Source organism: Macromonas bipunctata (genome assembly GCF_002837135.1).
In the GTDB taxonomy this organism is placed as follows: domain Bacteria; phylum Pseudomonadota; class Gammaproteobacteria; order Burkholderiales; family Burkholderiaceae_C; genus Macromonas_A; species Macromonas_A bipunctata.
Genome location: NZ_NWBQ01000060.1, coordinates 32,377 through 54,640, shown reverse-complemented (window position 1 = coordinate 54,640; position 22,264 = coordinate 32,377). Strand labels below are relative to the sequence as shown.

Annotated in this window: 26 protein-coding genes and 1 tRNA gene; 25 read left to right on the top strand and 2 right to left on the bottom strand. The window is 66.0% G+C overall.

What is annotated here, in order from left to right; all coding sequences use genetic code 11:
* Positions 1-26 precede the first annotated feature (26 nt).
* The 11 genes from hisH to tatC all read left to right on the top strand — a co-directional run bounded on the left by hisH (position 27) and on the right by tatC (position 6,442).
* Positions 27-692, top strand: a complete 666-nt coding sequence (gene hisH, locus CON76_RS09955) for an imidazole glycerol phosphate synthase subunit HisH (protein ID WP_101103204.1) — start codon at positions 27-29, stop codon at positions 690-692.
* A gap of 49 nt (positions 693-741) precedes the next feature.
* Positions 742-1,482 carry a 1-(5-phosphoribosyl)-5-[(5-phosphoribosylamino)methylideneamino]imidazole-4-carboxamide isomerase gene (gene hisA, locus CON76_RS09950; RefSeq protein WP_101103203.1) on the top strand — a complete coding sequence of 247 codons (741 nt, stop codon included), beginning with the start codon at positions 742-744 and terminating at the stop codon, positions 1,480-1,482.
* Positions 1,482-2,330, top strand: coding sequence for a D-hexose-6-phosphate mutarotase (locus CON76_RS09945; RefSeq protein ID WP_101103202.1), 849 nt, complete (start codon positions 1,482-1,484; stop codon positions 2,328-2,330). The genes hisA and CON76_RS09945 overlap by 1 nt, the downstream gene beginning before the upstream one ends.
* A gap of 24 nt (positions 2,331-2,354) precedes the next feature.
* On the top strand, positions 2,355-3,155 hold the full coding sequence (gene hisF, locus CON76_RS09940; protein ID WP_101103201.1) for an imidazole glycerol phosphate synthase subunit HisF: 801 nt from the start codon (positions 2,355-2,357) through the stop codon (positions 3,153-3,155).
* A 14-nt stretch (positions 3,156-3,169) separates the two neighbouring features.
* On the top strand, positions 3,170-3,580 hold the full coding sequence (gene hisI / locus CON76_RS09935) for a phosphoribosyl-AMP cyclohydrolase (RefSeq protein ID WP_101103200.1): 411 nt from the start codon (positions 3,170-3,172) through the stop codon (positions 3,578-3,580).
* The gene (locus tag CON76_RS09930; protein ID WP_101103199.1) at positions 3,577-3,954 is read left to right on the top strand and encodes a phosphoribosyl-ATP diphosphatase; all 378 of its coding nucleotides are present in this window, start codon (positions 3,577-3,579) and stop codon (positions 3,952-3,954) included. The genes hisI and CON76_RS09930 overlap by 4 nt, the downstream gene beginning before the upstream one ends.
* Positions 3,955-3,971: 17 nt before the next feature.
* Entirely contained in the window at positions 3,972-4,376 is a 405-nt protein-coding gene (locus CON76_RS09925; protein ID WP_101103198.1) for a DUF4870 family protein, read from the top strand.
* A 1-nt stretch (position 4,377) separates the two neighbouring features.
* Positions 4,378-4,749, top strand: coding sequence for a histidine triad nucleotide-binding protein (locus CON76_RS09920; RefSeq protein ID WP_101103197.1), 372 nt, complete (start codon positions 4,378-4,380; stop codon positions 4,747-4,749).
* An 89-nt stretch (positions 4,750-4,838) separates the two neighbouring features.
* Entirely contained in the window at positions 4,839-5,099 is a 261-nt protein-coding gene (gene tatA / locus CON76_RS09915) for a Sec-independent protein translocase subunit TatA (protein WP_101103196.1), read from the top strand.
* A 38-nt stretch (positions 5,100-5,137) separates the two neighbouring features.
* A complete protein-coding gene (gene tatB, locus CON76_RS09910) occupies positions 5,138-5,626 on the top strand; it encodes a Sec-independent protein translocase protein TatB (protein WP_101103195.1) in 489 nt (162 codons plus the stop codon).
* Positions 5,627-5,629: 3 nt separating this feature from the next.
* Positions 5,630-6,442: a twin-arginine translocase subunit TatC gene (tatC, locus tag CON76_RS09905; RefSeq protein WP_101103194.1), complete on the top strand. Its 813-nt coding sequence runs from the start codon at positions 5,630-5,632 to the stop codon at positions 6,440-6,442.
* 9 nt (positions 6,443-6,451) lie between these two features.
* On the opposite strand, the gene CON76_RS09900 is transcribed toward tatC, so the two are convergent.
* Positions 6,452-7,612: a trypsin-like peptidase domain-containing protein gene (locus CON76_RS09900; RefSeq protein WP_101103193.1), complete on the bottom strand. Its 1,161-nt coding sequence runs from the start codon at positions 7,610-7,612 to the stop codon at positions 6,452-6,454.
* A gap of 105 nt (positions 7,613-7,717) precedes the next feature.
* Here CON76_RS09900 and CON76_RS09895 point away from each other — a divergent pair, with 105 nt between their 5' ends.
* From CON76_RS09895 to CON76_RS09855, 9 genes are all read left to right on the top strand, one after another.
* Positions 7,718-7,861 (top strand): DUF3149 domain-containing protein, encoded by a 144-nt coding sequence (locus tag CON76_RS09895; RefSeq protein ID WP_205758218.1) that lies wholly within the window; start codon positions 7,718-7,720, stop codon positions 7,859-7,861.
* Positions 7,862-7,898: 37 nt separating this feature from the next.
* Entirely contained in the window at positions 7,899-8,699 is an 801-nt protein-coding gene (locus tag CON76_RS09890; RefSeq protein ID WP_101103192.1) for a Nif3-like dinuclear metal center hexameric protein, read from the top strand.
* Positions 8,700-8,703: 4 nt separating this feature from the next.
* Positions 8,704-9,738, top strand: coding sequence for a 4-hydroxythreonine-4-phosphate dehydrogenase PdxA (pdxA, locus tag CON76_RS09885; protein WP_101103191.1), 1,035 nt, complete (start codon positions 8,704-8,706; stop codon positions 9,736-9,738).
* A gap of 141 nt (positions 9,739-9,879) precedes the next feature.
* Positions 9,880-10,476, top strand: a complete 597-nt coding sequence (gene petA, locus CON76_RS09880) for a ubiquinol-cytochrome c reductase iron-sulfur subunit (RefSeq protein ID WP_101103190.1) — start codon at positions 9,880-9,882, stop codon at positions 10,474-10,476.
* Positions 10,477-10,487: 11 nt separating this feature from the next.
* A complete protein-coding gene (locus CON76_RS09875; RefSeq protein WP_101103189.1) occupies positions 10,488-11,897 on the top strand; it encodes a cytochrome b in 1,410 nt (469 codons plus the stop codon).
* Between the two features lie 29 nt (positions 11,898-11,926).
* Positions 11,927-12,661, top strand: coding sequence for a cytochrome c1 (locus CON76_RS09870; protein ID WP_101103188.1), 735 nt, complete (start codon positions 11,927-11,929; stop codon positions 12,659-12,661).
* Between the two features lie 111 nt (positions 12,662-12,772).
* Complete coding sequence (locus tag CON76_RS09865) at positions 12,773-13,384, top strand: glutathione S-transferase N-terminal domain-containing protein (protein WP_101103187.1); 612 nt, start codon at positions 12,773-12,775, stop codon at positions 13,382-13,384.
* Positions 13,385-13,410: 26 nt separating this feature from the next.
* Positions 13,411-13,914 (top strand): ClpXP protease specificity-enhancing factor, encoded by a 504-nt coding sequence (locus CON76_RS09860; RefSeq protein WP_101103186.1) that lies wholly within the window; start codon positions 13,411-13,413, stop codon positions 13,912-13,914.
* A gap of 13 nt (positions 13,915-13,927) precedes the next feature.
* Positions 13,928-14,003, top strand: a tRNA-Thr gene (locus tag CON76_RS09855).
* Between the two features lie 36 nt (positions 14,004-14,039).
* On the opposite strand, the gene CON76_RS09850 is transcribed toward CON76_RS09855, so the two are convergent.
* Positions 14,040-14,357 (bottom strand): DciA family protein, encoded by a 318-nt coding sequence (locus tag CON76_RS09850; protein ID WP_101103185.1) that lies wholly within the window; start codon positions 14,355-14,357, stop codon positions 14,040-14,042.
* 204 nt (positions 14,358-14,561) lie between these two features.
* On the opposite strand from CON76_RS09850, the gene secA reads away from it, so the two are divergent.
* The 5 genes from secA to CON76_RS09825 all read left to right on the top strand — a co-directional run bounded on the left by secA (position 14,562) and on the right by CON76_RS09825 (position 22,258).
* The gene (gene secA, locus CON76_RS09845; RefSeq protein WP_101103184.1) at positions 14,562-17,315 is read left to right on the top strand and encodes a preprotein translocase subunit SecA; all 2,754 of its coding nucleotides are present in this window, start codon (positions 14,562-14,564) and stop codon (positions 17,313-17,315) included.
* Between the two features lie 35 nt (positions 17,316-17,350).
* Complete coding sequence (locus tag CON76_RS09840) at positions 17,351-19,621, top strand: transporter substrate-binding domain-containing diguanylate cyclase (protein WP_169929029.1); 2,271 nt, start codon at positions 17,351-17,353, stop codon at positions 19,619-19,621.
* 70 nt (positions 19,622-19,691) lie between these two features.
* Positions 19,692-20,921 carry a bifunctional glutamate N-acetyltransferase/amino-acid acetyltransferase ArgJ gene (gene argJ / locus CON76_RS09835; RefSeq protein WP_101103182.1) on the top strand — a complete coding sequence of 410 codons (1,230 nt, stop codon included), beginning with the start codon at positions 19,692-19,694 and terminating at the stop codon, positions 20,919-20,921.
* 9 nt (positions 20,922-20,930) lie between these two features.
* On the top strand, positions 20,931-21,797 hold the full coding sequence (locus tag CON76_RS09830; RefSeq protein WP_101103181.1) for an ATP-binding protein: 867 nt from the start codon (positions 20,931-20,933) through the stop codon (positions 21,795-21,797).
* A complete protein-coding gene (locus CON76_RS09825; RefSeq protein WP_101103180.1) occupies positions 21,794-22,258 on the top strand; it encodes an NUDIX domain-containing protein in 465 nt (154 codons plus the stop codon). The genes CON76_RS09830 and CON76_RS09825 overlap by 4 nt, the downstream gene beginning before the upstream one ends.
* Positions 22,259-22,264 lie beyond the last annotated feature (6 nt).

Here is a 22,264-nt window from a genome sequence, read left to right as displayed (position 1 = left end):
TCCGTGACCGTACCGACTTGTTACCAATGAACCGACAAACCGTGGCCGTGGTGGACTATGGCATGGGCAACCTGCGCTCGGTGGCGCAGGCGGTGATCCATGCCGCCACCGCGGTGGACCATGTGGACGTGCTGGTCACGTCCGACCCGCAGGTGGTGCGCGACGCGCACCGCGTGGTGCTGCCCGGCCAGGGCGCCATGCCCGACTGCATGGCCGAACTGGCTCGCAGTGGCCTGCAAGACGCCGTGCTGCACGCCGCCGCGCACAAGCCGCTGTTTGGCGTGTGCGTGGGTATGCAGATGCTGCTCGACCACAGCGAGGAGGGCGACACCCCCGGCCTGGGCCTGGTTCCGGGCGAGGTGGTCAAGTTCCGGCTGGAAGGCCAGACCCAGCCCGATGGCAGCCGCTACAAGGTGCCGCAAATGGGTTGGAACCAGGTGTTCCACGATCTGGGCCGTGGCCCGGCGCACCCGATGTGGGACGGCATTGCCGATGGCAGCTATTTCTATTTCGTGCACAGCTTCTACGCCCGCCCGACCAACCCAGCGCACAGCGTGGGCGAGTCCGACTACGGCCAGCGTTTTACCTGTGCCGTGGCGCGCGACAACCTGTTCGCGACCCAGTTCCACCCCGAAAAAAGCGCCGACCAGGGGCTGGCCCTGTACCGCAATTTCCTGCACTGGAACCCCTGAACGGGGGCACCGGTTTTCTTGTTTCCACCTCTGACTTTTCTGCACAGCCATGCTTCTGATTCCTGCCATTGACTTGAAAGACGGCCAATGTGTGCGCCTGAAACAAGGCGACATGGACCAATCCACCGTGTTCGGTGAAGATCCGGCCGCCATGGCGCGCAACTGGGTCAACAAGGGCGCACGGCGGGTGCACCTGGTGGACTTGAACGGTGCCTTTGCCGGCAAGCCCCGCAACGAGGGCGCCATCCGCGCCATCCTCAAGGAAGTCGGCAGCGAGGTGGATGTGCAGCTCGGCGGTGGCATCCGCGACCTTGACACCATCGAGCGCTACTTGGACGCCGGTCTGCGCTACGTCATCATCGGCACCGCCGCCGTCAAGAACCCTGGCTTCCTGCAGGACGCCTGCACTGCGTTCGGCGGCCACATCATCGTGGGCCTGGACGCCAAGGACGGCAAGGTCGCCACCGACGGCTGGAGCAAGCTCACCGGCCACAACGTGGTCGATCTGGGCAAGAAGTTCGAGGACTACGGCGTCGAGTCCATCATCTACACCGACATTGGCCGCGATGGCATGCTGTCTGGCATCAACATCGAGGCCACCGTCAAGCTGGCGCAGGCGCTGACCATTCCCGTCATCGCCTCGGGCGGCTTGTCCAACCTCGAAGACATCCGCCAGCTGTGCGCGGTGGAGGACGAGGGCGTGGAAGGCGTGATCTGTGGCCGTTCCATCTACAGCGGCGACCTGGACTTTGAAGCGGCCCAGCGCTTGGCCGACGAGCTCAACGGCTGATGCCCGCACTGGCCACCTGCGCGCCCGAGGCGCTGGCCGGGTTGCCGTGCCACCGCCTGCGCTTGCCCCAGGGCGACAGCTTGCTGGTGGCCGAACACGGCGCCCAGGTGCTGCAGTGGCAGGCGGCGGGGCGCGAGCGCCTGTTCCTCAGCCCCCGTAGCCGTTTTGATGGCGTGAGCGCCATCCGAGGCGGCGTGCCGGTGTGCTGGCCGCAGTTCAACCAGCGCGGCTCCCTGCCCAAGCACGGTTTTGCCCGCACCATGCCGTGGCAGGTGCTGTCGTTCCAGGGCGCTGCCGACCAGGCCGAGTTGGTGCTGGCCCTGCGTGACAGTGCTGCCACCCACGCCCACTGGCCCCAAGCGTTCGAGGCGCGGCTGGCGCTGCACCTGCAGCCTGGCCAGCTCCGCATCACGCTGCACGTCCACAACACCGGGGTTGAAACGCTGCTATTCACCGGCGCCCTGCACACCTACCTGGCGGTGCAGGACGTGACCCAGGCCACGCTGACCGGCCTGCACGGGCAGCCAGAATGGGACGCGCTGCGCGACACCCGCCAGCCAGCCGCTGCGGCCCAGACCTTCAACGCTGAATTCGACCGTGTGTACGCCGCCCCGGCCGGGCCGCTGCACCTGCAGGATGGCGTACACGCCCTGCACATCGCCCACAGCCCCAGCTGGGCCAGCGCGGTGGTCTGGAACCCCGGCCCCGACAACTGCGCCGCCTTGCCCGACATGCCCGCCGACGGCCACCGCCACATGCTGTGCGTGGAGGCCGCGCAGGTGTTCGAGCCGATCCAGGTCGCGCCCGGCGCCCGGTGGCAGGGCTGGCAACAACTCACCGTGGCCTGAACCGGCCCTCCACACTTCATTCCCATGTTAGCCAAACGCATCATTCCCTGTCTGGACGTTACCGGTGGCCGCGTGGTCAAGGGCGTCAACTTTGTCGAACTGCGCGACGCCGGTGATCCGGTGGAAATTGCCGCCCGCTACAACGAGCAGGGTGCCGACGAGCTCACCTTTCTCGACATCACCGCCACCAGCGACGGCCGCGACGTGATCCTGCACATCATCGAGGCCGTGGCTTCGCAGGTGTTCATCCCGCTGACCGTGGGCGGGGGTGTGCGTACCGTGGACGACGTGCGCCGCCTGCTCAATGCCGGGGCCGACAAGGTCAGCTTCAACTCCGCCGCCATTGCCAACCCGCAGGTCATCCGCGACGCTTCGGCCCGCTACGGCGCCCAGTGCATCGTGGTCGCCATCGACGCCAAGCGCCGCACCCCCGAGGACGAACAGCGCCCCGGTGCCAACGGCCTGCCGCTGGGGCCGGGCTGGGACGTGTACAGCCACGGTGGCCGCAAGAACGTGGGGCTGGACGCCGTGGCTTGGGCGCGCCAGATGGCCGAACACGGTGCGGGTGAAATCCTGCTCACCAGCATGGACCGCGACGGCACCAAATCCGGCTTCGACCTGGCCCTGACCCGTGCCGTGAGCGATGCGGTAGCGGTGCCGGTGATTGCCTCGGGCGGCGTGGGCAACCTCGATCACTTGGCCGATGGCGTGCAGCAAGGCGGTGCCGACGCGGTGCTGGCCGCCAGCATCTTCCACTACGGCGAATTCACGATTGCCCAGGCCAAGCAGCGCATGGCCGAGCGTGGCATTCCGGTGCGCCTGTGAACGGGAGGACGACCATGGATTGGTTGGATCAGATCAAGTGGGACGACAAGGGCCTGGTGCCGGTGATTGCCCAGGAAGCCAGCACGGGCGACGTGCTGATGTTTGCCTGGATGAACCGCGAAGCGCTGCAAAAAACCGCCGAACTGGGGCGGGCGGTGTACTTCAGCCGCTCGCGCAACAAGCTCTGGTTCAAGGGCGAAGAATCGGGCCACGTGCAAACTGTGCACGACATCCGCCTGGACTGCGACAACGACGTGGTGCTGCTCAAGATCACGCAGCAGGGCCACGAGCCTGGCATTGCCTGCCACACCGGCCGCCACAGCTGCTTCTACCAGCGTCTGGACACCGACGCTACCAACGCCGTGCCTGTGTGGCACAGTGTCGATCCTGTGCTCAAAGACCCTGAAAGCATCTACAAACAATGACCGCTACCACCACCGATACCCTCAACCGATTGGCCGCTGTGCTCGACAGCCGCAAGCCCGCCAACGGCGGCGACCCGGAAAAAAGCTATGTCGCGCGCCTGTTGCACAAGGGCCCCGACGCATTTTTGAAGAAAGTGGCCGAAGAGGCGGGCGAGGCCATCATGGCCGCCAAGGACTTGCAACATGGCCACGGCACCCCGCAAGCCCTGGTGGGCGAAGTGGCCGACCTGTGGTTTCACAGCATGGTCGCATTGGCGCACTTTGGCCTGAGCCCCGCCGATGTGGTGGCCGAACTGGCCCGCCGCGAAGGCCTGAGCGGGCTGGAAGAAAAAGCCCTGCGCAAGGTGCAGGCCCGCGAAGCGGGCAACGCCTGAGCCAGCGCACCACCGCCATGCCCGACCCCATCATCCTGCCACCCGACCACGACCCGGAGCTGCTGCGCCGGCTCAACACCGTGGGCCTCATCAGCTATTTGCTGCACCTGGTGGTGGCGGTGGCGGCGCTGGTGCCGGGCGGGCAGTGGGGGCCAACGCTGTTGATCGTGGCACTGATCCTGGATTTCGTGAAAAAATCCGAGGCCGAAGGCACCTGGCACGCCAGCCACTTCACCTGGCGTATCCGTTCCGTGCTGATCGCCTGCGTGGCCTACCTCGTCACGTTCCCGCTGTGGCTGCTGTTTCTGGTGCCGGGCTGGCTGGCGTGGCTGGCCATTTCAATCTGGTTCTTGTACCGCATCGTCAAGGGTATGGCGCGCATGAACGCGGGCCAGCCGGTCGATGCCGATGGAGTGTTCTGACATGAGCTTGCATCCCAACGCCGACCCGCACTGCATCTTCTGCAAGATCGTGGCGGGCCAGATCCCGAGCCGCAAGGTGTACGAGGACGACGACATCTACGCCTTCCACGACATCGCGCCGTGGGCGCCGGTGCATTTTCTGCTGATTCCCAAGCAGCATATCCCGTCGATGGCGCAGGTCACGCCCGAGCACGAGCGCCTGCTGGGCCGCATGATGGTGCTGGCGCCCAAACTGGCGCTGGAGCTGGGTTGCCGCCCGTACCCCGAAGGAGGATTCCGCATCATTGCCAACACCGGCGCCGACGGTGCGCAGGAAGTCCACCACCTGCACCTGCACGTCATGGGCGGCCCGCGCCCGTGGGCACGCGGTTGAAACCGGCTGCGCGCTGCGCCCGCGCGGGTGTGGGCGTAGAATTCGCCCTTCATGCCAGGGTGTTGACCCTAGGCGCAGGAGATTAATACATGGGCAGTTTATCGATTTGGCACTGGCTGATTGTGTTGCTGGTGGTGGTGCTGATTTTCGGCACCAAAAAGCTCAAGAACATCGGTTCCGACCTGGGCGGCGCCGTCAAGGGCTTCAAGGACGGCATGCGCGACGGCAGCGCCCCGCCTGCCGATGCGGACGCCAACGCCGCTCCGGCGGCCCAGGTCACGCAGCAGGCCGCCAGCCAACCCACCGCCCAGCCCACCACCATCGATGTGGAAGCCAAGACCAGGGGCTGACGCCGTGCCGCTGCGCGCTGCGCCGGGGAGGGCCGTGCATGATTGATCTGGGCATCTCCAAGCTGGCGCTGATCGGCGTGGTGGCGCTGGTCGTCATCGGCCCCGAGAAGCTGCCGCGCGTGGTGCGCACGGTGGGCGCGCTGTTTGGCAAGGCCCAGCGTTACGTGGCCGACGTCAAGGCCGAGGTCAGCCGCTCCATCGACCTCGAGGAGTTGCAGCGCATGAAGGCTTCGGTGCAGGACGCCGCGCAGCACGTCGAGTCCTCCATCCACCAGACGGTGCGCGACGTCAACACCACCTGGCACGACAGCAGCGCCGGCTTTGATGGCGGCTTCGTCACCGGCACCGACGCCGAAGGCCTGGCCCCGGCCCCGTCGTACCCGCAGTACCGCCACCCGCGCAAGCGGTTCCGGCTCAAGCAAAAAGCGGTGCCGCAGTGGTACAAGGCCCGCACGGGCACGCGCACCCGGGTGCAGTCGGGTGCTGCGCGGGTGGCGCGCTACCGCCCCAAAACCCGTCCTTTCTGAACCATGTCCACACCACCCCATCCTGCCGACGAACTCGCCGGCACCGAGCAGCCGTTTGTCCAGCACCTGATGGAGCTGCGCGACCGGCTGCTGTACGCGCTGGTCGGGGTGGGGGTGTGCATGGCGTTGCTGGCGGTGTGGCCCGGCCCCAGCGGGCTGATCGACCTGGTGGCCATGCCCATCCGGGCCCACATGCCGCCCGACGTCAAGCTGATTGCGGTGGGCGTGTTCAGCCCGTTCTTTGTGCCGATCAAGGTGCTGATGATGGCGGGCCTGCTGCTGGCGCTGCCGTGGGTGATCTACCAGATCTGGGCCTTTGTGGCGCCCGGCCTCTACAGCCACGAGAAGAAGTTTGCGCTGCCGCTCATCGTCTTTGGCAGTGTGCTGGCCTACACGGGCATTGCGTTCGTGCAGTTCTTTGTGCTGGACAAGATGTTCGCCTTCATCCAGGGCTTCACGCCCGACAGCGTCAACGCCACGCCCGACATCGCGTCCTACGTCGAGGCCATCCTGTCGTTGTACCTGGCGTTCGGGCTGGCGTTCCAGGTGCCGGTGGTGGTGATGCTGCTGGTGCGCATGGGCATGGTCACGGTCGAGCAGCTCAAGAACTTCCGAGGCTATTTCATTGTGGTGGCGTTCGTGATTGCCGCCATCGTCACGCCGCCCGACGTGATCTCGCAACTGGCGCTGGCGGTGCCGATGTGCCTGCTGTACGAGCTGGGCATCCTGGGCGCACGCTGGTTCAGCAAGGCCGCCCCGCCCGCCGCCGCCGCACCGGGCACCGATATCACGCCACCCCCGCCGCCATCGGCCTGACGCGCACCGTCAGCGGCCCGGCGGCTGTGTCTGTGTGGTGGCGCTCTGGCGGCGCCCCGGTGTGATGGGCAGCTTCAGCCGCTCCTGGCCGCGCCAGATCTCCACCATGACGGCGGTGTCGGGCGTCAGCGCCGCCACCGCCTGCAGCAGGGCGGGCACGCTCGTCACGGCCTTGTCCTGCACGGTGGCAATCACGTCGCCGGGGCGGATGCCCGCCTGCGCCGCAGGCCCGTCCTGCAGCACGCCGGTGATCACCACGCCTTGCGCGTCCGGGGCAATGCCAAAGTTCAGCGCCATTTCGGGCGTGAGTTCCTGCGGCTCCACGCCAATCCAGCCGCGCGTGACCTTGCCGTCGCGCACGATGGCCGACAGCACGTTGCGCGCAATCGAGGTCGGGATCGCAAAGCCAATGCCCATCGAGCCGCCCGAGCGCGAGTAGATGGCGGTGTTGATGCCCATCAGGCGCCCCTGCACGTCCACCAGCGCGCCGCCAGAGTTGCCGGGGTTGATGGCGGCGTCGGTCTGGATGAAGTTCTCGAACGTGTTGATGCCCAGCTGCGTGCGCCCCAGCGCGCTCACGATGCCGCTGGTCACGGTCTGGCCCACGCCAAACGGGTTGCCAATCGCCAGCACCACATCGCCCACCTGCAGCTGGTCGGAATTGCCCAGCGTGATGACCGGCAAATCAGCCAGGCCGATCCTGAGTACCGCCAGGTCGGTGTCGGGGTCGGTGCCGATGACCTGGGCCAGCGCCTTGCGCCCGTCGCTGAGCTGGATCGCGATCTCGTCGGCGCCTTCCACCACGTGGTTGTTGGTCAGGATGTAGCCCTCGGGGCTGACGATGACGCCCGAGCCCAGCCCGCTTTGCGGCTGGTTGTTGGCCTGGTCGCCAAAGAAGAAGCGGAACCACGGGTCGGCGTAGTGCGGGTTGCGCAGGGGCGCCTTGCTGGTGCTGATGCTGACCACCGCCGGCGAGGCCAGCCGCGCCGCCTGGCTGTAGCCGTTGCCCGCATCGGTGCGCGCTGCGGTGTCGCTGCTCTCGAACACCTGCACCACCGAGGCCACAGTGGGCGCACGCCGCAGCCACTCCGGCCTGAGCGTGGCCACCACGAAGTACACCGCCAGCAGCACGGTGGCGGTTTGTGAAAAGATCAGCCAGTAGCGTTTCATGGTCAGGTCAGGGTAAGGTTGCGTGGTATTTGACCCAAGTCAAGGGCGATGGGTGCAGAGCGGGTACAACTGTGCCAACGTCTTGTGTCTTTGGAAGGACTGTGAATGAAAGCGATTGTCGATCTTTTTTCCACCGACTACGGGCTGTTCAGCCTGGTGGTGGTGGTGTTTGCGGTGGGCATGATGGGCTGGTTTGCCCGTTTCTTCTGGCGCAAGATGCTTGAATCGGAGCGCAACCAGCGCCGCTGAGGCCGCCGGGGTCAGCGTGCCGTGGCATGATGTTGGCATGACGAATTCATCTTCTGTTGCCGCTGCTGCGGTGGAGCGCACCGCGCTGACGCAAGCGTTCGAGTGCGTCCTGCAGCCCGGTGCCTTCAAGGACTATGGCCCCAACGGCTTGCAGGTCGAGGGCAGGTCTGAGGTGCGCAAGCTGGTCAGCGGCGTCACGGCCAGCCTGGCCCTGATCGAGGCGGCGGTGGCTGTCGGGGCTGATGCTGTCGTGGTACACCACGGCCTGTTCTGGCGTGGCCAGAGCGGCTGCGTCACCGGTTGGATGAAGCGGCGCCTAGCCGCCTTGCTGCGCCACGACATCAACCTGTACGCCTACCACCTGCCGCTCGACGCCCACCCCGAGCTGGGCAACAACGCCCAGCTTGCCTTGAGGTTGGGTTTTCAGCCGTTGCCCGACACCGGCGCCTGGGGCCGTTTCGGCGAGCAGGAGCTGGGTTTTCTGGGCCTGTCGCCGTGCGACAGCGTGGTTGAACTGGCCGCCCACGCGCAGCAGCAACTGGGCCGGGGCGTGACGGTGGTGGACGGCGGCGCGCAGCAGCGCCCGTTGCGCCGCGTGGCGTGGTGCAGTGGTGGTGCGCAAAGCTACTTCGAGGCCGCCATCGCCGCCGGTGCCGATGCCTTCATCACCGGCGAAATCTCCGAGCCGCAGGCGCATTACGCGCGCGAGTGCGGCGTGGCCTACTTGGCCTGCGGCCACCACGCCACCGAGCGTTATGGCGTGCAGGCGCTGGGCGCCCACGTGGCGGCCCAGCTGGGGCTGGCGCACGCATTCATCGATATCGACAACCCGGCCTGAGCCCATGGACACCCCACCCACATCGGCCGCCCAGCGGCCCATCGCCATCACCATGGGCGACCCGGCGGGCATAGGCCCGGAAATCGTGGCCGAGCTGTTCCGGCGCCGGCCCGAGTGGTCGCAGCGCTGCGTGGTGGTGGGCGATGTGGCCACCCTGCGCCGCGCCGCCGAGGCGACGGGCGGCCTGTTGCCCGTGGCCGTGCTGGAACACGCCGCCGATGTGGCCACGCTGCCGCCGCGTTGCGTGCCAGTGCTGCCCGTGGTGCAACTGCCCCAGCCGGTGCCGTGGGGCCAGGTCAGCGCCGACGCAGGCCGTGCCGCCGCACAAGCCATCGCCTGGGCCGCGCGTGCGGCGTTGCGGGGCGAGGTGGCGGCGGTGGTGACCGCGCCCATCCACAAGGAGGCGCTGGCGGCAGCGGGCATTGCCCACCCCGGCCATACCGAATACCTGCAGGCGCTGGCCGCCGAACACCTGGGCCGCAGCGTGGCCGACGTGCCGGTTCGCATGATGCTGTCCAACCCCGGGTTGCGCACCGTGCTGGTCAGCATCCACGTGGCCTTGCGCCAGGCGCTGGATGCGGTGACGTTCGACAACGTGTTGCAAACCATCAGCATCACAGGCCAGCACTTCCGCCACGGCGTCGGTGGGCACCCATGCCGCATCGCGGTGGCGGGACTCAACCCCCACGCGGGCGAGGGCGGGCTGTTTGGCCGTGAAGAAATCGACACCATTGCCCCCGCCATCGCGCAGGCGCGGCGGGAGGGTTACGACGCCAGCGGCCCCCACGCGCCCGACACCGTATTCATGCGCGCACGTCGGGGGGAATTTGATGTGGTGGTGGCCATGTACCACGACCAAGGGCTGATTCCAGTGAAGTATTTGGGGCTGGAACACGGTGTCAACACCACGCTGGGCTTGCCCTTTGTGCGCACCAGCCCCGACCACGGTACCGCGTTCGACCTGGCCGGCACCGGCCGCGCCGACCCCAGCAGCCTGATGGCGGCGGTAGAGGCGGCCCTTTTGGCCCTGCCCACCTGAGGTGTATGTGCCACAGGCGTGCAAGGTTTTGCAGTTTGTTGCAAAAGTACCCGGTACGGTAAGGCTCCGCTACAATCGCCGGTTGACCCGGTGACCCTGCCGCGGTTCCTCAATTGTCTAGCTAGTCATTGAAAGATCCCCATGAGCGAAGCAACCGTCGATAACGGCCGCCGCGTCTGGCTGATCACCTCGGCCGCCATGGGCGGCGTGGGAGCAGCCGCTGTAGCCGTACCTTTCGTCAGCACATTCCAGCCCTCCGAGCGCGCCAAGGCCGCCGGTGCCGCGGTGGAAGTGGACGTCTCCGTCCTGCAGCCGGGCCAGAAAATGGTGGTGGAATGGCGCGGCAAGCCGGTCTGGGTCATGCGCCGCACTCCCGAGCAGCTGGCGGAACTCGAGAAACTGGACGGCGGCCTAGCCGATCCCACCTCCGAGCGCACCGCCTACCCCACGCCCGAATACGCCAAGAACCGCCACCGCTCCATCAAGCCCGAGATCTTCGTGGCGGTGGGCATCTGCACCCACCTGGGCTGCTCGCCGTCCGACAAGTTCCAGGCGGGCCCGCAGCCCTCGCTGCCCGACGACTGGGTGGGCGGCTACCTGTGCCCCTGCCACGGTTCCACCTTCGACCTGGCCGGCCGCGTGTTCAAGAACAAGCCGGCCCCGGACAACCTCGAAGTGCCGCCGCACGTGTACCTGTCGGACACGCTGCTGCTCATCGGCGAAGAAAAGAAGGCTTGAGGAGATCCTAAATGGCTGAATTCAAAGAAGTCGCGCCCAACGCTCCGGCGGGCGAGAAACTGCTCAACTGGGTGGACAACCGCTTCCCGCTGTCCAAGCTGTACAAGGAGCACCTCTCCGAATACTACGCACCGAAGAACTTCAACTTCTGGTATTTCTTCGGCTCGCTGGCGCTGCTGGTGCTGGTGATCCAGATCGTCACCGGCATTTTCCTGGTGATGAACTTCAAGCCCGACGCTGCCGTGGCGTTTGCTTCGGTGGAGTACATCATGCGCGATGTGCCCTGGGGCTGGCTGATCCGCTACATGCACTCCACCGGCGCCTCGGCGTTCTTCGTGGTGGTGTACCTGCACATGTACCGTGGCCTGATCTACGGCTCCTACCGCAAGCCGCGCGAACTGGTGTGGGTGTTTGGCTGTGCCATCTTCCTGTGCCTGATGGCCGAGGCCTTCATGGGCTACCTGCTGCCCTGGGGCCAGATGTCGTTCTGGGGCGCGCAGGTGATCGTGAACCTGTTTGCCGCTGTGCCGCTGATCGGCCCCGACCTGGCGCTGCTGATCCGTGGCGACTACGTGGTGGGCGACGCCACGCTGAACCGCTTCTTCAGCTTCCACGTGATTGCGGTACCGCTGGTGCTGATCGGCCTGGTGGCTGCGCACATCATTGCGCTGCACGAAGTGGGTTCCAACAACCCCGACGGCGTGGAAATCAAGGGTCCCAACGCTCCCAAGGACGCCAAGGGCAAGCCGCTGGACGGCATCCCGTTCCACCCGTACTACTCGGTGCACGACCTGCTGGGCGTGGGCTTCTTCCTGATGGCCTTCTCGGCGGTGGTGTTCTTTGCCCCCGAGTTCGGCGGCTACTTCCTGGAGTACAACAACTTCATCCCGGCCGACCCGTTCCAGACCCCGGCCCACATTGCCCCGGTGTGGTACTTCACGCCGTTCTACTCCATGCTGCGCGCCATCACCGGCGAGATGGTGTACGTGCTGATCGCTTGCGTGCTGCTGGGTGCCATCTTCGGTGCGGGCAAGTCGCAACTGGACGCCAAGTTTAAGGGTGCCATCATCGGTGCCGCCGTGGTGGTGTCGGGCCTGTTGCTGGCCATCGACGCCAAGTTCTGGGGCGTGGTGGCCATGGGTGGTGCCGTGGTGATCCTGTTCTTCCTGCCCTGGCTCGACAACAGCCCGGTGCGCTCCATCCGCTACCGTCCGACCTGGCACAAGGTGCTGTACGCGGTGTTCGTGGTCAACTTCCTGATCCTGGGCTACCTGGGCGTGCAGCCGCCGTCGCCGGTGGGCGAGCGCGTGTCGCAAGTGGGCACCCTGATCTACTTCGGCTTCTTCCTGCTGATGCCGGTGTGGAGCCGCATTGGCGAGTTCAAGCCGGTGCCGACCCGCGTCACCTTCAAGCCCCACTGACCCCAACCCGCGACGACAGGAGAATCAACATGAAAAAGTGGATCGTGGGCTGCATGATGGCCCTGGGCCTGGCCGGTGGCGCGCAGGCGGCCGGTGCGGGCTTCCCGCTCGACAAGGCGCCCGACCGCGTGACCGACATGGCCGCGCTGCAACATGGCGCCAAGCTGTTCACCAACTATTGCCTCAGCTGTCACTCGGCGGCCTTTATGCGCTACAACCGTCTGAAGGACATTGGTCTGACCGAAAAGCAGATCAAGGAAAACCTGGTGTTTGCCACCGACAAGGTGGGCGACGTGATGAAGGCCACCATCAACCCGGTGCAGGCCAAGGAGTGGTTCGGTGCCAACCCGCCTGACCTGACCCTGGTGGCGCGCTCGCGTGCCAGCGGTGCTGGCAGCGGTGCCGACTACCTCTACACCTACATGCGCACCTTCTACCGCGACGACACCCGTCCGACCGGCTGGAACAACGCCGTGTTCCCCAACGTGGGCATGCCGCACGTGTTCTGGGAGCTGCAAGGCGAGCGCAAGCCCGTGTTTGACGAGCACCAGCAAATCACCGGCTGGGAACAGGTCAAGCCCGGCCAGATGACACCGGAACAGTACGACAACGCGGTCGGCGACCTGGTGGCCTTCATGCAGTGGATGGCCGAACCGGCACAGACCAGCCGCAAGCAGATGGGCTACTTTGTGCTGGCCTTCCTGGCGCTGTTCACGTTTGTGGCCTGGCGCCTGAACGCATCGTTCTGGAAAGACGTCAAGTAACCCCCTCTGGCCCGCACGTCGGGCCGGACACTGACACAGTGGTGGTGCCGTGCCTTGTGCGCCGACGGCCTGCCACTGTTTTTTGCTTTTTGTGATTGAGGAGTTTTCGCCATGATGGTTTTGTATTCGGGTACCACCTGTCCTTTCTCGCACCGCTGCCGTTTTGTGCTGTTTGAAAAAGGCATGGATTTTGAAATCCGTGATGTCGATCTCTACAACAAGCCCGACGACATCGCCGTCATGAACCCCTACGGCCAAGTGCCGATTTTGGTGGAACGCGATCTGATTCTGTACGAATCGAACATCATCAACGAGTACATCGACGAGCGTTTTCCGCACCCGCAGCTGATGCCCGGCGACCCGGTGGACCGTGCCCGCGTGCGCCTGTTCCTGCTCAATTTCGAGAAGGAGCTGTTTGCCCACGTCTCGGCGCTGGAAGCGCGCAACGTCAAGAGCACCGACAAGACGCTGGAGAAGGCGCGTGCCCACATCCGCGACCGCCTGACGCAGCTGGCGCCGGTGTTCCTGAAGAACAAGTTCATGCTGGGCGACAATTTCTCGATGCTGGACGTGGCGATTGCGCCGCTGCTGTGGCGCCTGGACCATTACGGCATCGAACTGAGCAAGAACGCCGCTCCGCTGCTGAAGTACGCCGAGCGCATTTTCTCGCGCCCGGCCTACATCGAGGCGCTGACGCCGTCCGAGAAGGTGATGCGCAAGTAAAGCAAGCAAGCACAAGGAGGTGCCCCATGAGCTTTGACGACGACGCCCCGTCCACCCGCCCGTACCTGATCCGTGCCCTGCACGAGTGGTGCACCGACCACGGCTTTACCCCCTACCTGGTGGTGCATGTGGACGACACGGTGCAGGTGCCGCGCGAGTTTGTGCAGAACAACGAGATCGTGCTCAACACCAGCTACGACGCCACCAGCCACCTGCTGATTGGCAACGACTACGTCGAGTTCAAGGCCCGCTTCGGGGGCATACCGCGCGACATCCTGGTGCCGGTGGATCACGTGGTGGCCATCTACGCGCGCGAGAACGGGCAGGGCATGGCCTTCACGCCGCCGGTGCCGTCGGCCGCGCTGGAGGCCGCCAGCCGCCAGCGTGCCGGTGCCGGGCGCAAGGGCCTGCAGGTGGTGGAGGGCAGTGCGCCCGAGGCCGAGGCCGCACCGGGCCAGGCACCCACACCGCAAGCCGGGGCGGGCACCGCTCCGCCTCCGGGCCGCCCAGCCCTGACGCGGGTGAAGTAGAATACGCAGCGTTGCCGCCTTAGCTCAGTTGGTAGAGCAACCGCCTTGTAAGCGGTAGGTCGTCAGTTCGAATCCGACAGGCGGCACCAGTTTTCTTTCAGATACCTTGTCAGCCTTCCAAAGCGTCATGTCTTGGAAGGCTTTTTTGTGCCCGTCGGCGCGCTGGTGCGCACCTTGATGCGCAGCTCCGGCACCTCAAAACCGGCGTGGCGCAGCGCGGCCAGCAGCGCAGGTGTGAGCTGCTTGAGCTTGGCGCCCACGGCGGGGTTGCTCACCAGCAGGCACCACGACGCGTCGTCCAGCGGCCCGGCTTGCACCTGCGCACGCAGCCCCGGCGGCAGCAGCGGTTGCACCACGTGCAGCATCTGTTCGGAGTGCCGGATGCGGTCGAACAGGTGGGCCAGTGTGGGCGCGTTGCGGGCGGCTTGTTGCAGGCTGAACATGGCGGCTGGAGCGGTTAAAAGGCCCCAGAAATCGGGGCGGGGGCGCATTATGGCCCGAACCGCCCCGGTCTGGGGCAACCGTTAAAATGGTTCGATTGCGGCATCCCCTGCCGTCCACGGCTTGGCGTGTTTCCAAGCGGTGTTCAGATTCACAATTGAAACGCTTGCCCGCAGTGCTGTGTGGTGTGTGCGGGCGCTGTCTGTATGGCCATCCCATTTTTGACCAAGATTTTCGGCAGCCGCAACGATCGCCTGCTCAAGACGTACCGCAAGACGGTGGAGCGCGTCAACGCGCTGGAACCCCAGTTCGAGAAGCTGTCGGACGAGGCGCTGCAAGGCAAGACCGCCGAGTTCAAGCAACGCTTGGCGCAAGGCGAGACGCTGGACGCCCTGTTGCCCGAGGCCTTTGCCACCGTGCGCGAGGCCAGCAAGCGCATCATGAAGATGCGCCATTTTGATGTGCAGTTGCTGGGCGGCCTGACGCTGCACCACGGCAAGGTGGCCGAGATGCGCACCGGCGAGGGCAAGACCCTGACCGCCACGCTGCCGGTGTACCTGAACGCGCTGGCAGGCCAGGGCGTGCACGTGGTCACGGTGAACGACTACCTGGCCAGCCGCGACGCGCAGTGGATGAGCCGCTTGTACAACTGGCTGGGCCTAAGCGTGGGCATCAACCTGCCCAACATGCCCAAGGAGGACAAGCAGGCCGCCTACGCCGCCGACATCACTTACGGCACCAACAACGAGTACGGCTTTGACTACCTGCGCGACAACATGGTCTACGAGGCCAGCGAGCGCGTGCAGCGCAAGCTGCATTATGCGATCGTGGACGAGGTGGACTCGATCCTGATCGACGAGGCGCGCACGCCGCTCATCATCAGCGGCCAGGCCGAGGATCACACGCCGATGTACCTGGCCATCAACGCGGTGGTGCCGCAGTTGACTCGCCAGGAGGGCGAGGCCGACCCGCGCACGGGCGAGGGCGTGACCAAGCCGGGCGACTTCACGGTGGACGAGAAGGGCCACCAGATCCACCTGACGGAACAAGGGCACGAGAACGCCGAGCGCATTCTGGCGCAGGCCGGGTTGCTGCCCGAAGGTGCGTCGCTGTACGACCCCGGCAACATTGTGCTGATGCACAGTTTGGTGACGGCGCTCAAGGCGCAGCACCTGTACCACCGCGATCAGCACTATGTGGTGCAAAACGGCGAGATCGTGATCGTGGACGAGTTCACGGGCCGCCTGATGAGTGGCCGGCGCTGGAGCGATGGCCTGCACCAGGCGGTGGAGGCCAAGGAGCGGGTGGCGATCCAGCCCGAAAACCAGACGCTGGCCTCGATCACGTTTCAGAATTATTTCCGCCTGTACGGCAAGTTGTCGGGCATGACCGGCACCGCCGACACCGAGGCCTACGAGTTCCAAGAGATCTACGGCCTGGAGACGGTGGTGATTCCGCCCAACCGCCCCAGTCTGCGCAAGGACGAGCTCGACCGCGTGTACAAGACCACGCGCGAGAAGTACGCTGCCGCGATTCAGGACATTCGCGAATGCCACGGGCGCGGCCAGCCGGTGCTGGTGGGCACGTCGTCGATCGAGAATTCGGAGATCATTGCGCAGCTGCTGGTGCAGGAAGGGTTGCCGCACGAGGTGCTCAGCGCCAAGCAGCATGCGCGTGAGGCCGACATCATTGTGCAAGCGGGTCGTCCGGGGGCTATCACGATTGCCACCAACATGGCGGGCCGGGGCACGGACATCATGCTCGGGGGCAACATCGAGAAGATGGTAATGGCTTTAGAAGCCGACCCGGCGCTGGACGAGGCCGCCAAGGCACAGCAGATCGAGGCGCTGCGCCAGCAGTGGAAGGCCGACCACGACAAGGTGAAGGCGCTGGGGGGGCTGCGCATCATTGCCACCGAGCGCCACGAGAGCCGTCGCATCGACAACCAGTTGCGTGGCCGTGCGGGCCGCCAGGGCGATCCGGGCTCCAGCCGCTTCTACTTGAGCCTGGACGACCAGCTGATGCGCATTTTTGCGGGTGACCGCGTGCGCGCCATCATGGACAAGCTCAAGATGCCCGAAGGCGAGGCGATTGAGGCCGGCATCGTGACGCGCAGCATCGAGAGCGCGCAGCGCAAGGTGGAGGCCCGCAACTTCGACATCCGCAAGCAGTTGCTGGAGTACGACGATGTGTCCAACGACCAGCGCAAGGTGATCTACCAGCAGCGCAACGACATCATCGACGCCCACGACATGAGCGCGCAGATCACGGCGCTGCGCGAGGGTTGCTTTGCGGATCTGGTGCGTCAGTACGTGCCAGAAAACAGTGTGGAAGAGCAGTGGGACTTGCCCGCGCTGGAGCGGGTGCTGGCCGAGGAGTGGGGCGTGGCGCTGCCGCTGGTGCAGCTGGTCGGCGGTGCCGAGGCCATCACCGACGAGGACATCGTGGCGCAGGTGGTGGCCGCCGCGCACGCGGCCTACGAGGCCAAGGTGGCGCAGGCCGGGCGCGAGAGCTTCACCAGCTTTGAGCGCGTGGTGCTGTTGCAGCACATCGACGGCCAGTGGCGCGACCACCTCAGCGCGCTGGACTACCTGCGCCAGGGCATTCACCTGCGCGGCTACGCGCAAAAGCAGCCCAAGCAGGAGTACAAGCGCGAGGCGTTCCAGCTGTTTGGCCAGTTGCTCGACACGGTGCGCAACGATGTGACGCGCCTGCTGATGAACGTGAAAGTGCAGTCGCCCGAGCAGGTGAGCACCGCCGCCCAGCAGCTGGAGGCGCAGGCCGAGCACCTGGGCCACGTGACCTACACCGCACCCACCGAGACCGGCGAGCCGCAGACCACACCCGCCAATGGCCCCCAGGTGGCGCACGGGCAGGCCGTGCCGCGCGTGGGCCGCAACGACCCCTGCCCGTGCGGCAGCGGCAAGCGTTACAAGCACTGCCACGGCCAGCTGACCTGACCCCCGCCTGAAAGCGCACCATGCGGGTACCGACGATGAACTGGTGGCAGGTATGGCGCCGGTACCGCTGGGCGGCGCTGATCTGGCTGCTGCCCGCGCTGTGGCTGGGTGTCGTCGGTGCAACGCAGGCCCAGACGCCCGCCCCGGCCCCGCTGGCCGAGACAATCGAACTCACGCCCGGCGAGCGCGCCTTTGTGCAGCGCCACCCGGTGGTGCGGGTGGCCAACGACCACACCTACGCCCCGTTCGACTTTTTCGAGCATGGCCAGCCCCAGGGCTACAGCATCGAGCTGATCCGCTTGTTGCTGCACAAGCTGGGCTTGCGCCCCGAGTTTGTGGATGGATCGGACTGGAATGCGGCGCTGGGCCAGTTGCGCGCGGGCCAGATCGATGTGGTGACGTCGGTGCAGTACACCGACTCGGACGCGCAGTACCTGCTGTTCAGCGCGCCTTACCTGCGGGCGCGCGAGGTGATCCTGACCCGCAGCGACAACCGCAGCATCCGCAGCGCGCTGGATTTGCGTGGCCGCGTGGTGGCCATGCCGCACAGCTACGACTACCTGAATGTGCTGCGCGAGCACGGCATCAAGTTCACACACCTGCCGGTGGCCAACATGGCCGAGGCGGTGGAGGCGGTGGCGCTGGGGCGCGCCGACGCCACGCTGGAGGCCGAGATGGTGCTGCAGCACATCATCACCCAACGCGGCTACACCGACCTGCAGATGGTGTACCGCCTGTTTGGCGACCGGTACGGCAACTTCTACACCGGCCACTTTGGGGTGCGCAAGGACTTGCCGCAGCTGCAAGTCATGCTCAACAAGGCGCTGGCGGCCCTGACGCCGCAGGAGCGCACAGCCCTGTACCTGAAGTGGTTTGGTCACAGCCTGGGGGTGCGGCAGGCGTCGGTGGACAGCCGCCTGACCATGGCCGAGCAGACGTTTGTGCGCCAGCGCGCCGGGGTGTCGGTGTGCTTGCCCGAGAACCGCCCGCCCTACATCTGGCGTGTGGAGGCCAAGGACGCCCCGGGCCCGGTGGCGCTGCAGGGCCTGCTGTGGGACTACCTGGAGTTGCTGGGCTCGCGGGTCGGGCTGTCGTTCGAGCCGCACCTGGTGTCGTCGGTGGCGGCGGCGCGCCAGGCACTGCGCGCGGGCCGCTGCGAGGTGGCGGTGCTGGCGCCAGGCACGTTCACGGAGCTGTCGTGGCACTGGACCGAGCACTTCCTGAACCTGCCCTACGTGCTGGCCACCTCCAGCAGCGAGCTGTTTGTGGAGGACATGCGCGACGTGGCGCAGCGCCGTTTTGCCCTGGGCGACAACGAGGCGCTGTGGAACGACCTGCGGCTGTTCTATCCTGGCATCCAGCTGCAGTCGGTGCCGCGTGCCGTGGATGGTGTGGCCGCCGTGCACTCGGGCCAGGTGTTTGCCTACATCGACACCCCGGTGGCGGTGGCGTTTGCGCTACAGCAGGACGCGGTGGCCGACGTGAAGGTGGTGGGCAAGACGCCGTTTGCGCTGTCGCTGGCGTTTGCCATGCCCGAGCACGCCTCGCCGCTGCTGCACGGCGTGCTGCAAAAGGCGGTGGACAGCCTGAGCGACGCCGACCGCCAGACCCTGATGAGCCGCTGGCTGTCGCTGCGCTCCGAGGAGGGCATTGACTACTCGCGCGCCTGGATGGTGGGCGGCATGGCGCTGCTGGCGCTGGCGCTGACCTTATGGTGGAACCGCACGCTGCACCAGGCGCGCCAGCGCGCGCAGCAGGCGGTGGACGAGCTGCGCCAGATGCAGCTGGAGCTGCAGGAGACCAACCGCCAGCTCGAGCAGATGGCCACCACCGACCGCCTGACCGGCGTCTACAACCGCATGCGCCTGGAGCAACTGCTCGAGCACGGGCTGGAGGCCGCCGCCCACGGCACGGGTTTTGCGGTGGTGATACTGGACGTGGACCACTTCAAGCAGGTCAACGACACCTGGGGCCACCTGGTGGGTGATGCTGTGCTGGTGGGTATCGGTACGCTGCTGCAGACCGGCGTGCGCGCCACCGATGCCGCCGGGCGCTGGGGTGGCGAGGAGTTCCTGCTGGTGTGCCGCGACACCGATCTGGCCGGGGCAATGCACCTGGCCGACACGTTGCGCCAGCGCCTGCGCGAGCACGACTGGAGCGCCGTTCCGCAGCACATTACCGCCAGCTTTGGTGTGGCGGCCTACCGCAGCGGCGACACGGTGGAAACCCTGGTGGGCCGTGCCGATGCCGCACTGTACCGCGCCAAGCATTTGGGGCGCGACCGCGTGGAAGCCGAATCGTCTTGAAAAGCGGGTATATTGCCCGCGCAATGGGGCCGTGTGCGCCCCGCTTCTGATGACCTGATTGGAGTTGAACATGGCTGTGAACTGGACTGCGCCCGAGGCGGCGGATTTGTTGCCCGTGACGGGCGTGACCATGGGGGTGGTCGAAGCGGGAGTGCGCAAGGCCAACCGCAAGGATCTGACCGTGTTCTTGCTGGCCGAAGGCAGTGCGGTGGGGGGCGTGTTCACGCAGAACCGCTACTGCGCCGCGCCGGTGCAGTTGTGCCGTGAGCACCTGGCCGCCGGGCATGGCATCCGTGCGATGGTGATCAACACCGGCAATGCCAATGCGGGCACGGGCGAGCCTGGGCTGGTCAATGCCCGCGCCACCTGCATTGCGCTGGCGCGCCAGTTGAGCGTGTCACCCGAGCAGATTCTGCCGTTTTCGACCGGCGTGATCATGGAGCCGCTGCCGGTGGACCGCATCATTGCTGGCCTGCCCGCCGCGCTGGGCGATGCTTGTGCCGAGAACTGGCTCAAGGCCGCCGAAGGCATCATGACCACCGACACCGTGCCCAAGGCGGCCAGCCGCCAAGTGCAGCTGGGAGGCAAGACAGTGACCATTACTGGCATTGCCAAGGGCGCGGGCATGATCCGCCCCAACATGGCCACCATGCTGGGTTTTGTGGCCACCGACGCTGCGGTGGCACCGGGTTTGATGCAAGAGCTGGCCAAGCGTCTGGCCGATGCGTCGTTCAACCGCGTAACGGTGGACGGTGACACCTCGACCAACGACTCGTTTGTGGTGGTGGCCACGCATTTGGCGGACAACGTGCCCATCACCGACCTGGACAGCGCCGACGGCCAGGCCCTGCAAGCCGCTATGACCGAAGTGGCCCGCACGCTGGCGCACGCGATTGTGCGCGACGGTGAAGGTGCCACCAAGTTCATTGCGGTGCGGGTGGAAGGTGGCCAGACCACCGACGAGTGCCTGAAGGTGGCGTATGCGATTGCACACTCGCCGCTGGTCAAGACCGCGTTTTTTGCCAGCGACCCGAACCTGGGCCGCATTCTGGCGGCGGTGGGCTACGCCGGTGTGGCCGACCTGGACCAGAACAAGATTGAGTTGCACTTGGACGATGTGCATGTGGTGAGCCAAGGCGGCCGCCGCGCCGAGTACCAAGAGGCCGATGGCGCACGCGTGATGGCGCAGAGCGAAATCACCATCCGCGTGGGTTTGGGCCGGGGCGATGCGGCGGAAACCGTGTGGACGTGCGATTTCAGCCACGACTACGTGACCATCAACGCCGATTACCGCAGCTGAACCATGACGATGAACCCCGAAGCTTTGGAACGCTTGTTGGCGCGGGCCGAGTCGGTGCTGGCGCGCTGGGAAGCGGCGTTGCCACAACCCTTGGCTGCGCCGGATTGGGGCGCGTCGGTGGCGTTTCGCTACCGCAAGCGCGGCGGGCATGGTGTGCTGGAGCCGGTGCGCCATGTGGCCCACATTGCCCTGAGCGATTTGCAGGAAATTGACGACCAGAAGGCCAAGATCCAGCGCAATACCGAGCACTTTGTGCAGGGTCGCCCGGCCAACAATGTGCTGTTGACCGGCGCGCGTGGCACTGGCAAGAGTTCGTTGATCAAGGCGTGCTTGAACGCTTACGCCGACCAAGGCTTGCGCCTGATCGAGGTGGACAAGTCCGACCTGACCGATTTGCCCGACATTGTGGAAGTGGTGGCGGGCTGCCCCGAGAAGTTCATGGTGTTTTGCGACGACCTGAGTTTTGAGGACGGGGAACCGGGCTACAAGGCACTCAAGTCGATTTTGGACGGTTCGGTGGCGGCGGCATCGCCCAACGTGCTGATTTACGCCACCAGCAACCGCCGTCACTTGTTGCCCGAGTACATGAAGGACAACCTGGGCACGCGCCACGGTGACGACGGTGAAATCCACCCCGGCGAGGCGGTGGAGGAGAAAATTTCGCTGTCGGAGCGTTTTGGCTTGTGGGTGAGTTTTTACCCGTTCAGCCAGGACGAGTACCTGAGCGTGGTGGCGCAGTGGCTGCGTTATTACGGTGTGCCCGACGCTGAACTGGAGGCCGCCCGCCCGCTGGCGCTGGTGTGGGCGCTGGAGCGTGGCTCACGCAGTGGCCGCGTGGCGTACCAGTTTGCGCGCGACTACGCGGGCAACCGATGAGCAGCGGCCAGAACGTGCTGGTGGCCGATGGCCAGCAGCAGCGCACTGGCGGTGCCGACCGGCCCGTGACCGATGTGGCCGTGGGGGTGTTGATCGCCCCGGACGGCCAGTTCCTACTCACCACGCGCCCGCCGGGTAAGGTGTATGCGGGCTACTGGGAGTTTCCCGGCGGCAAGTTAGAGGCGGGTGAAACCGTGGCGCAAGCTCTGCGGCGCGAGTTGCAGGAAGAAATTGGCGTGACGGTGGGTGAAGTCCACCCGTGGCGCGAGCAGTTGGTGGATTACCCGCATGCGCTGGTGCGGCTGCATTTTTGCAAGGTGTTTGATTGGCAGGGTGACTTGCACATGCACGAAGGCCAGACGTTTGCGTGGCAACGTTTGCCCGTCACGGTAGAGCCGGTGTTGCCCGGTACGGTGCCGGTGTTGCAGTGGCTGGCCGAGGAGGCCGCGGCGGGCGCCTGAACCGCC

Bases quoted from the DNA above. Each gene is read 5' to 3' on its own strand.
- CON76_RS09925 (WP_101103198.1), top strand. From the start codon at position 3,972: ATGCCCGACCCCATCATCCTGCCACCCGACCACGACCCGGAGCTGCTG.
- CON76_RS09890 (WP_101103192.1), top strand. From the start codon at position 7,899: ATGACGAATTCATCTTCTGTTGCCGCTGCTGCGGTGGAGCGCACCGCG.
- CON76_RS09945 (WP_101103202.1), top strand. From the start codon at position 1,482: ATGCCCGCACTGGCCACCTGCGCGCCCGAGGCGCTGGCCGGGTTGCCG.
- petA (WP_101103190.1), top strand. From the start codon at position 9,880: ATGAGCGAAGCAACCGTCGATAACGGCCGCCGCGTCTGGCTGATCACC.
- CON76_RS09895 (WP_205758218.1), top strand. From the start codon at position 7,718: ATGAAAGCGATTGTCGATCTTTTTTCCACCGACTACGGGCTGTTCAGC.
- hisF (WP_101103201.1), top strand. From the start codon at position 2,355: ATGTTAGCCAAACGCATCATTCCCTGTCTGGACGTTACCGGTGGCCGC.
- tatC (WP_101103194.1), top strand. From the start codon at position 5,630: ATGTCCACACCACCCCATCCTGCCGACGAACTCGCCGGCACCGAGCAG.
- hisA (WP_101103203.1), top strand. From the start codon at position 742: ATGCTTCTGATTCCTGCCATTGACTTGAAAGACGGCCAATGTGTGCGC.
- CON76_RS09870 (WP_101103188.1), top strand. From the start codon at position 11,927: ATGAAAAAGTGGATCGTGGGCTGCATGATGGCCCTGGGCCTGGCCGGT.
- tatB (WP_101103195.1), top strand. From the start codon at position 5,138: ATGATTGATCTGGGCATCTCCAAGCTGGCGCTGATCGGCGTGGTGGCG.
- secA (WP_101103184.1), top strand. From the start codon at position 14,562: ATGGCCATCCCATTTTTGACCAAGATTTTCGGCAGCCGCAACGATCGC.
- tatA (WP_101103196.1), top strand. From the start codon at position 4,839: ATGGGCAGTTTATCGATTTGGCACTGGCTGATTGTGTTGCTGGTGGTG.
- hisH (WP_101103204.1), top strand. From the start codon at position 27: ATGAACCGACAAACCGTGGCCGTGGTGGACTATGGCATGGGCAACCTG.
- CON76_RS09860 (WP_101103186.1), top strand. From the start codon at position 13,411: ATGAGCTTTGACGACGACGCCCCGTCCACCCGCCCGTACCTGATCCGT.
- CON76_RS09875 (WP_101103189.1), top strand. From the start codon at position 10,488: ATGGCTGAATTCAAAGAAGTCGCGCCCAACGCTCCGGCGGGCGAGAAA.
- hisI (WP_101103200.1), top strand. From the start codon at position 3,170: ATGGATTGGTTGGATCAGATCAAGTGGGACGACAAGGGCCTGGTGCCG.
- CON76_RS09920 (WP_101103197.1), top strand. From the start codon at position 4,378: ATGAGCTTGCATCCCAACGCCGACCCGCACTGCATCTTCTGCAAGATC.
- CON76_RS09840 (WP_169929029.1), top strand. From the start codon at position 17,351: ATGAACTGGTGGCAGGTATGGCGCCGGTACCGCTGGGCGGCGCTGATC.
- CON76_RS09825 (WP_101103180.1), top strand. From the start codon at position 21,794: ATGAGCAGCGGCCAGAACGTGCTGGTGGCCGATGGCCAGCAGCAGCGC.
- pdxA (WP_101103191.1), top strand. From the start codon at position 8,704: ATGGACACCCCACCCACATCGGCCGCCCAGCGGCCCATCGCCATCACC.
- CON76_RS09900 (WP_101103193.1), bottom strand. From the start codon at position 7,612: ATGAAACGCTACTGGCTGATCTTTTCACAAACCGCCACCGTGCTGCTG.
- argJ (WP_101103182.1), top strand. From the start codon at position 19,692: ATGGCTGTGAACTGGACTGCGCCCGAGGCGGCGGATTTGTTGCCCGTG.
- CON76_RS09850 (WP_101103185.1), bottom strand. From the start codon at position 14,357: ATGTTCAGCCTGCAACAAGCCGCCCGCAACGCGCCCACACTGGCCCAC.
- CON76_RS09930 (WP_101103199.1), top strand. From the start codon at position 3,577: ATGACCGCTACCACCACCGATACCCTCAACCGATTGGCCGCTGTGCTC.
- CON76_RS09830 (WP_101103181.1), top strand. From the start codon at position 20,931: ATGAACCCCGAAGCTTTGGAACGCTTGTTGGCGCGGGCCGAGTCGGTG.
- CON76_RS09865 (WP_101103187.1), top strand. From the start codon at position 12,773: ATGATGGTTTTGTATTCGGGTACCACCTGTCCTTTCTCGCACCGCTGC.